This window comes from Paenibacillus jiangxiensis, from assembly GCF_046098255.1.
In the GTDB taxonomy this organism is placed as follows: Bacteria; Bacillota; Bacilli; order Paenibacillales; family Paenibacillaceae; genus Paenibacillus; species Paenibacillus jiagnxiensis.
In genome coordinates, this window is sequence record NZ_JBJURI010000024.1 from 50,803 (window position 1) to 63,497 (window position 12,695).

Below are 12,695 nucleotides of genomic sequence, written 5' to 3' on the forward strand. Positions count from 1 at the left end.
TCATCGCCGCTGCCAATAAGTGGGGGACATAGAGTATTAGTATGCTCCTAGTAGATGGAGCGTCCGTGCTTATCCGGAATTCCGCTCTTGCGGAAGAAATACGTATTGATCATATCACGCCATTCCCCGGCGTGCTCCACCTGGTGCTTCAGCTGTTCCAGCACCTGCAGGTACATGGATTCGTCCAGCTTCTCCTTCAATTCCATCCAGGTCTCCATAAGCCGGGCTGCCCGTTCGGCCCCTTCAAAATGGGAGTCGTAAATGTGCTGAATCACTGTTTTGCCGGAATGCAGAACATGGGTATACGGTACGTGATGGAAGAAGAGCAGCAGCTCATCGGGGCAGCTCTCCAGCGATTCGTACAGCTCCGCATTGGGGCCGATGTACTGTGCAGCATATCCGGTGCCGTCGGCGTCCGTCCGGTTGACGCCGATCCCGCTGCAGTCGGCAAAATGGTAGGTGCCCCATTTGGAGTATTCGTAGCCGTCCACGTTCGGGCCGTAATGATGATCCGGATTCACCATCCAGCCGACCCCGAGCGGGGCGGTGTAGGACTCATAAATACTCCAGGAATCCAGCAGCATACGGGACATGGCCGATATGACCCGTTCGTTGGAGCCGAAGGTCATTCTGATCCATTCGTCGGCAATGTCTTCGGCGGACAGCCCGGGATTCCACGTCAGCCGGCCGTACCCGTATAAATTGGATTGGGCCAGCAGATGGCCCGTCCAGTTGGCGTCGGAGCCGATGTTGGAGACGGCGGCAATACCGCAGGTGTTTCCACGGCCGAACAGCGAGCCGTCCGCAATCCGCTTGACCGTCGAGCCTTTGCCCCTGGCATAGGTGTCAAAGTCCAGTACTTCCTTCCATTGTGGAACAAGATAGCATAAATGCCGCTGCTGCCCGGTGTACTCCTGCGTGATCTGGAACTCCAGCATCAGATTCGTCCGTTCCATCGCGCCGAAGAGCGGAGAGACCGGCTCCCGGACTTGAAAGTCCATCGGACCGTTCTTCACCTGCAAAATGACATTGTCATGGAACAGGCCGTCCAAAGGCTTGAAATGGTCATAGGCGGCCCGTGCGCGGTCGGTGGAGCGGTCGCGCCAATCCTGCTTGCAGTTGTACACGAAGCAGCGCCAGATGACCAGCCCGCCGTACGGCTGCAGTGCCTCTGCCAGCATATTGGCTCCTTCCGCATGATTGCGCCCATAGCTGAACGGCCCGGGACGGTTTTCAGAATCGGCCTTCACGAGAAAGCCGCCGAAGTCCGGAATGGCCGCATAAATCTTATGCGCCGTCTGCTTCCACCATTCCGCCACCTCAGGGTCGAGCGGATCGGCTGTGGCCAGTCCGCCGACTTCAATAGGGCTGGCATAGTTGATGCTGAAGAAGGTCCGGATGCCGTAGGCGCGGAATACCGCCGACAGCCTGGCCGCGTCGGGAAGGAGGCGCTCTGTTATGAGCTGCGACTCCACCCGGTGCACATTCACATTGTTGATGGCAATGGCGTTCAGCCCTGCGGAGGCGAGCAGGCGGGCGTAATCGCGAATCCGGCCCATATCCTTGGTGATTTCGTTATTTTCGTAAAAAATGGACTTGCCCGCATAACCGCGCTCAATGCTGCCGTCCATGTTATCCCACTGATTGATCATACGCAGCGGATTGGCCGGGTTCTCCAGCAAATCGATCTGCTGCACATCCGCGCCGGTCTGCAGCAGCCGCAGCAGGTGAAAGGCGCCGTACAGCACGCCCGTCGCCGTCTGCCCGGCTACCGTAACGCTCCCGTCCTCCACATTCGTCCGAATGCGGTAGGCTTCCCCGGCGGTCTGCTCCTGCTCCGCTTCAGTGAAAGCCTGCCGCACCAGCGGATTACCCGCAAACGTGCCGATAAAGATGTGTCCGCCGTCCGTGGTGGCCGCCGCCTGTTGAAATGAGCCGGTGTGTTCCCGAATCAAACCGGTGCGCTGCCGAATCAGGCTGGGGCGCTGTCGGAACAGGGAAGTGATTCCCCGCTCCAGCTCCTGTACGGCTGATTCCAATATTTCATCCGCTTCGGAGACGGCGATGCTGGCGCACCAGTCCGGCATGCTTGCTCCCGGTACCGGGCGGTACTGAAGCCAAGCCTCATACCCGGACTGAACCGCGTCAGCGCTGATGTAATTGTACATGTCATGTCCTCCCGGAAAATGCCGTCAGGCAAATTGCTTGGATTGCTCGTGCAGCCCGGCTGTCAGCCGGTTGCCTCTTCCTTCAAATAACCACAGAATGGCGGTCACGCCGCGCGGATAATATTTGCTGCCGATAATGTCACCTGCCAGAATCTGGTCACCCCAGGCCCAATAGGAGTGCTCTGCATGAGTAAGCCACGCTACATGAGCGGCATCGGCGGCGTGCCCTTCCTGATCCCAGGCGAGCCCGAGGAGTTCGCGGGCGATGAACTGGCACAGATAGATTTTGCTGAGCCAGGAGTTGTTGCTGGTGGAGGAGAGCTTCCAGCCTCCATCCTCGAACAAGCAGATTCCCGGTACAAGCACAGTCTTCAGGTGCTGCTTGAGCGCCTGCAGGTAGGAGCCGAAGCGGCTGTCTGCCTTGAGGGCGTCTTCACAGCCGGTGAAGTACGGGAAGATCAAGCCTTCGATGGCGGGAATGATTTTGGAATCATTGCCCTCTGCGATGACGGCCGGGATGTACCCGCCATCCGTTATGTGGCTGGTGATCGTAGCGGCACATCTGTCCGCTTGCTGCCCTGCCTCACGGGACAGGTCTGCGAGCTCCTCGGCAGCAAAAAGCTTCTCCAGCGCGACATATACCGCCCAGCATTTGCCCGCCAGATAAATGTTGTTCCGCGACTGTCCCAGAGAGACGTCCAGGCTATCATACGTGGTGATCTCCGCTCCGCCCAGCGTGCGCGAGCTGTCCAGTCCCATCAGGCCGTTACGCTTGTCAGCTTCGGGATGATCGCGGTTCAGCATACTCTGGAAGCATTCCTGTATAACAGGCAGCATGCGTTCCGTGAACTCACGGTCTCCGGTCTGCTCTATATATACCAGCGCACAGCACAGCCAGTTGACCAGCTCCTCATGGCTCATATAGGAGAAGCAATCATCAATGCCGGCCAGCTCGTAGGCGGAATATCCCGGACGGGAGAACACATTGGCGACACCGACGTCATGGGTAAACGCGATGCCTCCCGGATATTTGTGGCTCTCGCCGGGAAGGAACACCTCGTCATGATAGCTGTAGCGGTTCACAAACAGCTCCAGCTCGTTGCGGACAGTCCAAGGGTTCATCAGCAGTTCGAAGTACAGCTGGTCGGCCGTCAGATCCAGCGTATTCATCATCCGGTATTCGCCTTCGTTGACAATCCAGAGCGGCTCCCCGTCTGCATCCAGCAGCTGTGTGCTGCCATAGTAGCTGTGAATGGCATGTGCCAGCATAAAGGACTGGTTCGCGGACAGGCCGTCCGCTTCGATCCAGCCGTCCGCTGCGGCGCAGGCGGCGGTGAGTTCCTCGAAGCGGCTCAGGGCGTAGCCGGGGACCTCCTCGATATTGGAGAACAAGCGGGTGTAATAATACGACGCATCAATGCCGGAGGTTACCAGGCCGCCACGGTAGAAGCATACGGCGAACCGGTATGTCTGCTGTTCTCCCGCCGGCACTTCCATCAGAAGCGCTCCCGTGCCGCCGAGGCCGAAGGTCAGATTTTCCGCCAGCGCCTCTCTCAGTATCTTTTCAATGGTAAACCCGAGCGCGGGCACGACGCCTTCATCGTCGGAGACGATCGCCGTGCTGCGGCCCTGGCCAATGCCTTTGCCGCCTGCCGAGGCGTGATCAATGACGCGCATCGCGCTGTACGGGTCGCTTCCTTCATAACCGAAGAAGGCTTTTCGTGCGAATTGGCCCTGTGTGTTGTCCACGGTCAGTTCAACGAATACGGCAGGGACAAGTGCGGCCTTCAGTTCTTCTTCGCCGCTTTTGCCCGGCTCCGGTACGGGCCGTACTGGAGAATAAATCCGGAACGTCAGGTCACCGGCGCGCCATGTGTCAGTGCCTGCTTTATACTCGCGCGAGATGGCAGCGTCATCGAACGGCAGCAGTTTCGTCGCGGAAGGACGGTATCCGTCGTTCGGATTTTGCAGATTGCTTCCGTTCGGATCGGAGGGGGAGATTTCATCGGCTTCTTTATCCTTTTTCTCCACATCGTATCTGGTGCTCTCATCCTGAACGGCCGTGAAGAACGGCAGTGCTTCATAGACTTTCCCGTCGCGAGATTGCAGTCCGATGTACACGTTCTCGTCGGCTGGTTTTCCGAGCTCAATGCCAAGTCCGCCTTTGGCACCGCGGAAGCCAAGCGTGAAGCTGGCAAATGCTCCGATCGGCGAATGCTGTGCATTAAAGAATATATTTGACGTCATGACTGAAACCCCTTTCAATTAGAGTTGAATTGTGCTCCGCTGAATAGTTCAGCTACAGCCTATCACGGGGCGGGCGGGGGGGGCCATTGACAAATCGCGCAAACATTTACCCAAATCGGGCTGGTCTCGGTATATACTGTCATTAATCATATTACGGAGCAGGAGGAGCGAGAAATGGGAACAAGCTTTGTACCACCCAAGCCGGGCAGCAGCATGGAGGAGGCCTTCTTTCCAGATGTGCGGACGACGGTCAATCTGTTCGCCATCCATACGCGCCGGGTGGGCAGCGGCTGGGATTATCCCGCGCATGAGCATCCCCAATACGAAATTAATGTCGTGCTGGACGGAGAGCAGCATATGACTGTGGAGGGAAAACACTACGTGCAGCAGGCCGGGGATTTGATGCTGCTGCGTCCGGGGATCGTTCACTCAAGCAAAAGCGGAGGAGCGCCCTTTACTTATTTTTGCATGCATTTTGATATCGACGATAAGCTGTTTCTGTCCCTGCTCGCCCGCCTGGAGCAGGAGCTGTTCCCCGCGGACGGAGCGGTGGCGGTGCAGCTGAAGCCGGCGCTCGCCAAGCTGCTTGATCTCGCGGAGTCCGAGACCGGCAATACCGTCGCCCGCCGCATGCGGATGCAGTCCGCAGTGTTTGAGCTGTTTGCCGTCCTGTGGGAGGCGGTATCGAGCGAGGCGGCCGGCCTCTCCGCGGGCGCTTATGACCGAACCGAACTGGCACATCAGATCGCCAGCCGCCTGCAGGGCATAGCCAATCAGACGTTCAGGCAGGGGACGGAAGAGGATGGCCACTACGGCATCGACGATATCGCGGCAGAGCTTGGCATCAGCGTCTCCCACTGCGGCCGTGTGTTCAGGCAGGTATTCGGAGAGTCGCCGCGCACATACCTGTCCAGGCTTGTCCTGCATGAAGCGAAGCTGCTGCTGGCTGATGCAGCCATGCCTGTGCAGCAGATTGCGGCCATGCTCGGCTACAGAGATATCGCCCATTTCAGCAGACAGTTCAAGCGTTGGTCGGGGATGTCCCCAAGCGAATTCCGGCGGATGGAAGCCGTTCGGCAGGGGGAGGGCTAAGATAACGTTATCGACGTGCTCTCGCAGAAGACAGACTGTATTTAGAAGGGCATTTGTTACGAATATTTGTTGCGAATAAAAGAATGCTTCAGCTCCGCTGAAACCTATACACTCTTTTATCTAAAAAGTAAAAAGGACGAGGCCTGTTTAAGACAGGCGTCGTCCCTTTTGCTTAGCTTTACAGGCTTTGCGACGTAGGTCTGACAATCAATTCATTGATCGTCACATTTGCGGGCTGCTGTATGGCAAATAGAACAGTATTGGCAATATCGCTTGGATCAAGCTGCTGCCACTCCGTACTGCCCAGCTTTTCCAGTGTCGGATAAATTGAATCGTCCGTGATGGTGCCGTACAGCTCTGTTTCCACCGCGCCGGGGGAGATCAGGGTTGTGCGAATGTTTTGCTTTGCGCCCAGCTCCGTCCGCATTCCTTCTGTCAGAACCCGTACTGCAGTCTTGGTTGCGCTGTAGATGGAGCTTGAAGGGAAGGTAATATGCCCTGCAATGGACGAGAAATTGATAATATGGCCTTCATTCCGTTCTTCCATATGCTTGTACACTGCCGCCATGCCATAGAGCACGCCCTTGATATTAACATCAACCATGCGCTCCCACTCGTCCACCTTTAAATGACGGAAAAAGGACAGCGGCATGATGCCGGCATTGTTAATCATAATGTCAATTTGCCCATAGGTTTGAATCGTGGCTTCTGCCAATGCTTCGACATCGTTGCGTGAAGTCACATCCGTTACCTTATAGCTCGCTTCGCCTCCGGCACTGCGAATTTCCTCCTGCAGCTGCTGCAAACGATCTTCTCTGCGTGCGGCCAGCATGACTTTAATGTCGTGTTGGGCGAGGAGTTTGGCTGTTGCTGCCCCCATCCCGCTGCTTGCACCTGTAATAATGGCCACTTTTTGCTTCATCTCGAATCTCTCCTTGTGTTGGATTTTAGTTACCAGTCCCAACTGGCTTGAATTCATCTTATCTAATATAGTAAACTCTAAGTCAAGCGTGGAATTGTAATAAAACAAAACATTAATAAACCCTTTATTTATAAGGTTTTATTTTGATTTAGAGAATGGATTTTTATAAAACGGGCGCTAATCCAAGAGAAATATATTATAGTTAACTCTAACATATGGAGGGTAAATGATGTCCACGATTAAAGAAGTGTCGGAGGAAACAGGAATCACGGCATATACGCTGCGCTATTATGAGCGGGAGGGAATACTGCCTGGTGTCAAGCGGGATGATAGCGGCAATCGCTTTTACGATGAAGAGAGTATGGAGTGGCTGAATTTTATTTTGGCGCTGCGCTCTACAGGCATGCCGCTGTCCGAAATCAAGCAATACGTTGACTGGTACCGGGAAGGGGAGAGCACCCTGGCTATCCGCAAACAAATGATGCTCGATCATAAGGCAAAGGTGGAAGAGGACCTTAGACAGACCTATAAATATCTGGAGCAAATCAATTACAAGCTGGCGCTGTATGACATGCAGGAGAAGGGGTTAATGAAGATGCTGCCTTAAGAAGGAAACCTCATGCTGGTACTTTAGTACAGACTACTGGCCCAGCTTCTCGTGTACCTGCTGCAGCTACCTATTAATTTGCTACTTTGGACGGTAGTTTAAAGTCTGACGTCATTCTGGTTGATGGAGAAGTCACGAGCCCAGCAAGAAGGTAGAAGATAGTAAGTAGAGTTATAGGGCGGCCTAGTGGCCGTCCTTTTATTTAGGCTTTAGCCAGTTAAGTAAGACCGCCGAATTTGTGTTATTCCAGAAAATTCAATCGTTTTTCCTCCAAGTACCGTCTTAACTTAGGAATCGAAAATATTAGCCTCTACATATCAGACAGATAGAGAGAAAGGGGGAGGGGTATGATGGAAAACACAATGAGCAAGCCAAGAATGTCACGATCACAGCTCATGGACGAAGATACATTCTACGAGCGCCTGTCGGCCGAGCAGCGCAGGCTGTACACCATAGCCTTGAGCTATATGCGCACCGAAGCGGATGCATTGGAAGTAGTACAGGAAGTATCCTGCCGTGCCTGGATGAAGCGTAGCAAGCTCAAGGACGAGCAGTCCTTCAGGCCCTGGCTGATCCGCATTACGATCAACTGCTGTATGGATGAGTTGAGGAGACGGAAGCGTGTATTTCCTGCTGAGCATTTACAAGAGTATGCGGCTCACGAAATGAAAAGCAATGACAGGATCGATTTGAAGAGGGCAATGGACCGGCTGAAGCCGAAGTATAGGCATGTTGTCGTTTTGAGGTATTACCAGGACATGACGATTGCCGAGATTGCGAAGGTGCTGAATAAGCCGGAAGGTACGATTAAAACCTGGCTGCGTGAAGGCCTTAAGCAGCTCCGCGGTTATCTCTAGGAAGCTACAGGAGGTGGATGGATGATGGGACAAAATGAAGAGCAACTATTAAGTAAGGATGCCTATGAGGTTCATCGTGCTGCTGAAGGGCTTGAAGAAGCCAAGCTTTCCGCTGCTGTCCGAAATGGCATGGTTCGAGGAAGAAAACGCGGTGCGCGCCGCAATTATTCTTTAGGAGCTGGAATGGCGGCATCGTTGGTGGTGCTGGTATTATTAAGCTTTTCCTTTATGGGAGCTTCTACGGTCGGTATTGGCACCGATACGGCACAGCGGGGCACTCCCCGTGAATGGAGCGGTTTTGACCCCTTTCTCGGCATTAATGATCCCATACTCTCAAATGCACTGCAGCAGGATTTGGTAGTACCTGTATATCAAGGTGTTGAAAAAAATGGATACGAGCTGGATATGGCCGGCGCGGTAACCGATGGACGGAAAATATATCTTTTGTACAGTGTGCACAACAATACGGATCAGGAAGTAACGACAGTGGGCAACTCCTTGAGCTACGGAGGTGTGGAGGTGAGCTCCTATCGGGCATCGCTGAATATAGCACCGGGAGACTCAAGGGTTGAACCGGGTGAAACCACGTACTTTGCATATTCAGCCAACCTTTCGCCAGAGACTCAAAATACGAAAGAGGTAAAGTTTACGGTTACCCTTACAGAAACTTCTGCGGAAGCATTGAGTTCCAGCAGTGGCAAATACCGCACCGGCCTGGAGGTTGCTTTTAATCTGGACCCTGATATGCTGAAGGACCGAATGCAAACCTATAAACCGGATCAGGTGCTTACGGTCGCCGGACAACAAATTATCGTTCAGCAAGTGTTATACACTCCACTGAACTCCTACGTGGATTTGGAGTATGATCAGACAAACGACAAACAGATTTTTGAACTGATTTATCCTGTTTTGAAGGGGACCAACGGAGAGAAGGAAGAGCGGCTGGGTTACCGCAGCTCTGATATGCAATACAATATAATCCAGACGGAAAATTCTCCGTATAATTACACCTTGGTGCTCAAGAATAGCCAATTTGATCGGCATGACACTGCGGCGTTTGCTGTTGCTGGAATTTCCGCGCTTGAAAAAAGTAAAATGAAGATTGTAGTTGATCTTAACAAAAAACAGATGATTGATGCTCCGGATCCGGACTTAAAAATAGCGGCTGGGCAAGAAGGAAGAGGAGACATTTTGCTTGAACAAAGGGTACAAAGCTCCTTAAGGAGCAGCTTTGGCATCAGCTTGCGGCTATCTGGCCAATTTACCGACCGGAACGGTGTGACGTACAGCTCCAGTACAAGCGGTGGAGGTAATATAATGAGTATTGTCTCAGGAGGCAATAAAATGGTGTATCAGTCACGTTACAACTTCGGGGAGCAGGCAGCGAGCTATCCTCAGCCTCTGACCGTAGCAATCGAACGGTACTGGAATCCGATTATGGAGGCGAAGTCTGTGACTTTGCATCCGGAAAAATAGTATTTTCCACAAGGAAGAAGCCTGCTTGAATGGGTTTCTTCCTTTTTTTATAAGTACCATTAGTCCCTACACTGCTTAAAAAGAGTGCAGGAGGTCATAAATGTGAGAACTTGTTACGGCTATTACCGACTTCTTAGTTTGGTTATTTGTCCAACAGCTAGACCCAATATACCAGATGCATAACTTATCATTGTAATTGCAAAGGCAAATGTTATATCCGATGGAGCATTCCAGAAGTACCTTATCCCATAAGAGGGTCCGGGGATGACAAAAGCAGTAGGAATAAACAGAGCAGCAATATCCCCAAAATATCCTACTGCAAGAAACAGGGCTCCTCCTACCCAGAAAATGGAGGACACAAGAATGAAATCTCTCCATCTGGAATGGCTCATCAAACCAAATACAAACCAGATTGTAATAAATAGTACGGATGCTGAAGCTTGCAATGCACTTGGAATATGTCCTTTTAAGTAAGCAGGAAAATTCACGATGCTAAAGGGGATTGAGATAATAAACATCAACAGAAACTGCTTGTACCGACTCATTGAACCTCCGTCAAATAATTGATTATTTGTGAGTAATAGCTATCCTCTACCTTTTTAATTCAGAGTTTGCTATATACCTATTATGAAATGTATATTAAAAAAAATACTAAATCAGAGTGCTATAGATCATAATTTCAGGATTTCAGAAACTTTGGAATCGCAACATTTTGAATCTACTGGTAGAAGTACAATTGACTATCGAGTTAATGCTGCCAAGCGTTGATGGAAATCAAACTGGAGTTTCAAATAAGATTTTAAAAGGGGCGGGGAATATGGCAATTCTACGAGACTGCTTAAGAAACGGAACGTGGATTGAGCTCAGCTATATTGAAGCCACCGCAGAATTTCCGGTTGAAAGATTGGACGGCTTATATGTATCGTTCGAAAAACATCTTTACCAGCTTGATTGGGAACAAATTTACTCTAATGGGATATATAGATTAGGTTTTTTCAGATCTGACCAAGACTTCAAGATAACTGCAGATAAAGAATCCATCCGAAGGTTTGGTTCTGAGTTCAAAATTGGAGTGGGCGCAGGCGCCATTACGGTAATAACATACTTGAACCAGTTACTTATGGGGCAGCCCTTGAGACTGAACAAGCTCCTGAATAGTCACAAGGACCATTTCAAGAGCTTGTTAGTTGTCAGGCTGGTAACCTAGCTGCTTGTCGCTTCCAACTCCATCATCATATTAACGATTTCGACGCCATAGGTAGGACTAATGGCCCATGTTCCACCTAATGCTTCCACCGTAGCTGCCTGCCCCATCAAACCGGGAAAATGCCTTGGATCAGGTGTAAAGGTTTTAGGGTAACCCGGCGCCCCTGCGTACAGCGCCAAATGGTCAATCTGGGCCTGAACCCCTTCCTCCCAGCTGGTAAAGCGTTGATGTGCCTCATGGTCTGTGTCGGAGCCTCCGATTGGCGTTTTTAAGCCGGCCGGATTCATAAACGTTTCATCTAATATGCCCCCAAATTTTCCAAAGCCCGTCTCCTTTGCAAACTGGCAGTACACAACAGTCGGATCAACCCCCACTTGAGTCGCTTCATCCCAGACAATATCCGCCAGATCTATGAACACATCCGTTGCACCTTTGGCCGTTGCCCATGCTTTTGCTTGTTGGACAGTAGCTCTCGGGGCAGACACGATGTACGTATCGCCAGGTTGAGCCAGTTGAGTCGGTGGAGCAGGTTGGGTCGGTTGAGTCGGCTGAGTCTGGGCCTGCTCATCGGAGTTGTCTTCTTTTGTCTCCTTATAAGACAGTTTAATGGTATCGCCGGCGGAGCTCCACGTAATATCCATTCCGGCAAGTTCACTCAAAAACCTTAACGGGACATAAGTTCTTTCGTGAAACAGCATGGCGCTAGTATCCATATCTATCTGCGATCCGTTGACAACAGCCGCTTTGTCGCCAATTTTCAAATCTACGCTCAAATTGTCTTTCGTCAGAATAATACTTTTTTGGCCGCTGCTTGCTCCCCATTTCACATCAAATTTCAAGGTCTCCGCCATGAATCTGACAGGCACCTGTACTCTGCTATTTTCATCTATAAACGGTTTCGCATCCGGAAAATTAACTTCCGAGCCATTGTATATCAAGCGGATATTACGCTCAATGGTGCCGCCGGTATCATTTGATTGGGGCTTATCGCCTGAAGAATCCGGCTTGCTAGCGTCTTTATCTCCAGTAGAAGCCGTGGATCCCTCTATATTGTCAGCCACACCGTTAAGCTCGGACATTGTAACAAAAGTGTAGCCTTGCGATCGGTAATAATCGATAATTTGGGGAAGCGCCTTGAGTGTCTTGTCCCGCTTTCCTCCCCCGGAATGCATCAGCACGGTAATCTTGTTGCCAGAGCTTGACTTCACCGTTTTGAGAATACTGGCAACCGAGGAGCTCGTCGCCCAATCCCGGGTATCTACATTCCATAACGCTTGAGTATGCCCCAAAGCATGAATTTCTTCTTTGATCTGAGCCGATGTTGCTCCATAGGGAGGGCGTACCAGCGTTGGCGTAAAGCCGGTAATCTCACGAATCGCAGTATCCGTCTTTACAATTTCCTGGCGAATCTTCTCTTTGTTAATCTTGGTTAGTTGAGAATGACTCCACGAATGATTGCCCAATGCATGGCCTTCTTGTGCGATGCGTTTTATAACACCGGGATATTGTTTAACCTTTTCTCCTATTACAAAGAATGTGCCCTTCACTTTGTAATCTTTCAGAATATCAAGCACCTTATCGGTATATATCTTGTCTGGTCCATCGTCAAAGGTTAATGCCACCATTTTATTGGCCTTTTTCCCCGATGAGGACACCGGTTCAGATCCTTTAGGCTGGTTTGCAGCCAGAACTAAAGAATTTTGGGCTAGAACCAATGCCACCACCATTGCGGTAAAGACGACCAGCCTCAATAGGTGATACTGCTGCTTCATTTAAATTGACCTACTTTCAGTGAATATTAATTTATGCGATTAATATAGTATAACTAGCAATTGTTGCAGAAACTAGAGAGATTGTACCCAAATTGTAACTTATGAAAATATGAATGAGTCTGTGGAAATAACATACTTGAAGAGAATGGGGGCATATGCCTGGAAAATAGCCCGAGACAAGAAAAACCACCGGGACCAGGTTGGGACCTGATCCGGTGGTTTTTTATATTCTTTAATACATTATAAGCTCAATCCAGAAATCTGTGCTTGACCAATGAGTTTGCTCCGAATGATCGATCTATCCGGTACATTTCATTGCTAACGGTTGTACTAGCGCTTATTCGGTC

At 51.0% G+C, this 12,695-nt stretch carries 10 protein-coding genes; 6 read left to right on the forward strand and 4 right to left on the reverse strand.

Features of this window, described 5'->3' with window-relative positions:
* Nucleotides 1-47: 47 nt before the first annotated feature.
* Both ACI1P2_RS21460 and ACI1P2_RS21465 read right to left on the reverse strand, forming a co-directional pair.
* Entirely contained in the window at nucleotides 48-2,168 is a 2,121-nt protein-coding gene (locus tag ACI1P2_RS21460; RefSeq protein WP_355322441.1) for an alpha-glucuronidase family glycosyl hydrolase, read from the reverse strand.
* Between the two features lie 24 nt (nucleotides 2,169-2,192).
* A complete protein-coding gene (locus tag ACI1P2_RS21465; RefSeq protein ID WP_355322443.1) occupies nucleotides 2,193-4,415 on the reverse strand; it encodes a glycoside hydrolase family 52 protein in 2,223 nt (740 codons plus the stop codon).
* Nucleotides 4,416-4,589: 174 nt separating this feature from the next.
* On the opposite strand from ACI1P2_RS21465, the gene ACI1P2_RS21470 reads away from it, so the two are divergent.
* Nucleotides 4,590-5,507 (forward strand): helix-turn-helix transcriptional regulator, encoded by a 918-nt coding sequence (locus tag ACI1P2_RS21470; RefSeq protein ID WP_355322445.1) that lies wholly within the window; start codon nucleotides 4,590-4,592, stop codon nucleotides 5,505-5,507.
* A gap of 178 nt (nucleotides 5,508-5,685) precedes the next feature.
* Here ACI1P2_RS21470 and ACI1P2_RS21475 read toward each other — a convergent pair whose 3' ends face one another.
* Entirely contained in the window at nucleotides 5,686-6,429 is a 744-nt protein-coding gene (locus ACI1P2_RS21475; protein WP_355322447.1) for an SDR family oxidoreductase, read from the reverse strand.
* Nucleotides 6,430-6,658: 229 nt separating this feature from the next.
* On the opposite strand from ACI1P2_RS21475, the gene ACI1P2_RS21480 reads away from it, so the two are divergent.
* The 5 genes from ACI1P2_RS21480 to ACI1P2_RS21500 all read left to right on the forward strand — a co-directional run bounded on the left by ACI1P2_RS21480 (nucleotide 6,659) and on the right by ACI1P2_RS21500 (nucleotide 10,576).
* Entirely contained in the window at nucleotides 6,659-7,036 is a 378-nt protein-coding gene (locus ACI1P2_RS21480; protein ID WP_355322449.1) for a MerR family transcriptional regulator, read from the forward strand.
* 347 nt (nucleotides 7,037-7,383) lie between these two features.
* Nucleotides 7,384-7,893 (forward strand): RNA polymerase sigma factor, encoded by a 510-nt coding sequence (locus tag ACI1P2_RS21485; protein WP_355322451.1) that lies wholly within the window; start codon nucleotides 7,384-7,386, stop codon nucleotides 7,891-7,893.
* Between the two features lie 21 nt (nucleotides 7,894-7,914).
* The gene (locus ACI1P2_RS21490; protein ID WP_355322453.1) at nucleotides 7,915-9,369 is read left to right on the forward strand and encodes a hypothetical protein; all 1,455 of its coding nucleotides are present in this window, start codon (nucleotides 7,915-7,917) and stop codon (nucleotides 9,367-9,369) included.
* A 264-nt stretch (nucleotides 9,370-9,633) separates the two neighbouring features.
* Entirely contained in the window at nucleotides 9,634-9,843 is a 210-nt protein-coding gene (locus ACI1P2_RS21495; RefSeq protein WP_355322455.1) for a hypothetical protein, read from the forward strand.
* Between the two features lie 262 nt (nucleotides 9,844-10,105).
* Complete coding sequence (locus tag ACI1P2_RS21500) at nucleotides 10,106-10,576, forward strand: hypothetical protein (RefSeq protein WP_355322457.1); 471 nt, start codon at nucleotides 10,106-10,108, stop codon at nucleotides 10,574-10,576.
* Here ACI1P2_RS21500 and ACI1P2_RS21505 read toward each other — a convergent pair.
* A complete protein-coding gene (locus ACI1P2_RS21505) occupies nucleotides 10,573-12,348 on the reverse strand; it encodes a polysaccharide deacetylase family protein (RefSeq protein ID WP_355322459.1) in 1,776 nt (591 codons plus the stop codon). The genes ACI1P2_RS21500 and ACI1P2_RS21505 overlap by 4 nt on opposite strands.
* Between the last annotated feature and the right edge of the window lie 347 nt (nucleotides 12,349-12,695).

What these genes read in the sequence shown, in the direction of transcription:
- ACI1P2_RS21485 (WP_355322451.1), top strand. Translation starts at nt 7,384, where the DNA reads ATGATGGAAAACACAATGAGCAAGCCAAGAATGTCACGATCACAGCTC.
- ACI1P2_RS21470 (WP_355322445.1), top strand. Translation starts at nt 4,590, where the DNA reads ATGGGAACAAGCTTTGTACCACCCAAGCCGGGCAGCAGCATGGAGGAG.
- ACI1P2_RS21505 (WP_355322459.1), bottom strand. Translation starts at nt 12,348, where the DNA reads ATGAAGCAGCAGTATCACCTATTGAGGCTGGTCGTCTTTACCGCAATG.
- ACI1P2_RS21480 (WP_355322449.1), top strand. Translation starts at nt 6,659, where the DNA reads ATGTCCACGATTAAAGAAGTGTCGGAGGAAACAGGAATCACGGCATAT.
- ACI1P2_RS21490 (WP_355322453.1), top strand. Translation starts at nt 7,915, where the DNA reads ATGATGGGACAAAATGAAGAGCAACTATTAAGTAAGGATGCCTATGAG.
- ACI1P2_RS21465 (WP_355322443.1), bottom strand. Translation starts at nt 4,415, where the DNA reads ATGACGTCAAATATATTCTTTAATGCACAGCATTCGCCGATCGGAGCA.
- ACI1P2_RS21475 (WP_355322447.1), bottom strand. Translation starts at nt 6,429, where the DNA reads ATGAAGCAAAAAGTGGCCATTATTACAGGTGCAAGCAGCGGGATGGGG.
- ACI1P2_RS21460 (WP_355322441.1), bottom strand. Translation starts at nt 2,168, where the DNA reads ATGTACAATTACATCAGCGCTGACGCGGTTCAGTCCGGGTATGAGGCT.
- ACI1P2_RS21495 (WP_355322455.1), top strand. Translation starts at nt 9,634, where the DNA reads ATGACAAAAGCAGTAGGAATAAACAGAGCAGCAATATCCCCAAAATAT.